General features: G+C 70.1%; 2 protein-coding genes. Both read right to left on the bottom strand.

Going from position 1 to position 1399, the window contains the following annotated elements:
• Nucleotides 1-105: 105 nt before the first annotated feature.
• Complete coding sequence (locus tag AB0K09_RS33365; RefSeq protein ID WP_366069133.1) at nt 106-438, bottom strand: hypothetical protein; 333 nt, start codon at nt 436-438, stop codon at nt 106-108.
• Between the two features lie 95 nt (nt 439-533).
• On the bottom strand, nt 534-1399 hold an 866-nt coding region (locus AB0K09_RS33360; protein WP_366069132.1), incomplete at its 5' end, for a heme o synthase.

The raw sequence follows: 1399 nt of genomic DNA, 5'->3' as shown, positions 1-1399 counted from the left end.
TACTGGTCGACGAGCGGCGGTATGCCGTTCATGCCCGTCCTCCCCTGCCCCGTGCGGCGCCGTGGCGCCGCTCCCGACGGGTCTAACGGGCGAGCGGGCCGTCGGTTATCGCGCGGCGGGCGGGTTGGCGGGGCCGCCGATCTGGAGGCCGGCCATGCGCGTCCACTCGTAGGGACCGGTGTGCACCTTGGCGGCGAGCTCGCCGTCGAAGTCGTCCTGCAGCTCGATGCCGGCGATCTCGGCGGCACGCCGGGCGGCCTCGTGCGAACGGGCGACGAGATTGCCCCACTCGCCGTTGGCGCCGACGAGGGCGATCCGGGTGGTGCCCCGCCCGATGTGGGCCAGCTGCCCCTGCGCGCTCCCCCCGTGGCTACGGGCGAACGCGGAGATCTGCTTCGCCAGGACGGCGGCCTCGCGGTCCTGCTTCGTGTCTGCCATGACCAGGATGCTACCGACCGGTAGCCCGAGATGGCGATGGGCGGCCCGGGTGGCCTTGACCACCACGGACCGCCCGTCGGCGGAGCTGCGCGCCCCTACCGCAGGAACGGGTCGATGGCCACAGCCACGAAAAGCAGCGAGACGTAGGTGATCGACCAGTGGAAGAGGCGCATCTCCTTGAGCTTGGGGCCCGTGATGCCGGCCTTGGCGCGGGCCTGGAGCGCGTGCGCCTCCTTCAGCCAGAACGCGCCGCACGCCACGGCCACGACCGTGTAGAACCAGCCCGTGTAGCCGAGCGGGGTCAGCAGCAGCGAGACGGCGACCATCACCCAGCTGTAGATGACGATCTGCTTGGCGACGGCCTTGTTGCCCGCGACGACCGGCAGCATCGGCACGCCGACGCGCTCGTAGTCCTCCTTGACCTTCATCGACAGCGGCCAGTAGTGCGGCGGCGTCCAGAAGAAGATGACCAGGAAGAGGATCAGGGCGGCCCAGGAGACCTCGTTCTTCACCGCGGACCAGCCGATGATGACCGGCAGGCAGCCCGCGATGCCGCCCCAGACGATGTTCTGCGCGGTGCGCCGCTTGAGCCACATCGTGTAGACGACGACGTAGAAGGCCGACGCGCCGAGCGAGAGCATCGCCGACAGGGGGTTGACCAGGAACCAGAACAGGGCCACCGAGGCGACGGTGAGCGCGCTGGCGAAGACCAGGCACTCCCGGGGCGAGACCATGCCCGTCACCAGCGGACGCTGGGACGTGCGGTCCATCAGCGCGTCGATGTCCCGGTCGATGTACATGTTGAACGCGCCCGCGCCGCCCGCCGAGAGGTAGCCGCCGACACAGGTGGCCAGCACGAGCCACAGGTCGGGCACCCCCTGGGCCGCGAGGAACATCACCGGTACGGTCGTCATGAGCAGCAGCTCGATGACGCGCGGCTTCGTCAGCGCCACGAACGCCT

The sequence above is a fragment of the Streptomyces sp. NPDC049577 genome, assembly GCF_040675635.1.
GTDB lineage: Bacteria > Actinomycetota > Actinomycetes > Streptomycetales > Streptomycetaceae > Streptomyces.
This window is presented reverse-complemented; position numbering and strand designations above follow the sequence as displayed.

What these genes read in the sequence shown, in the direction of transcription:
- AB0K09_RS33365 (WP_366069133.1), bottom strand. Translation starts at nt 438, where the DNA reads ATGGCAGACACGAAGCAGGACCGCGAGGCCGCCGTCCTGGCGAAGCAG.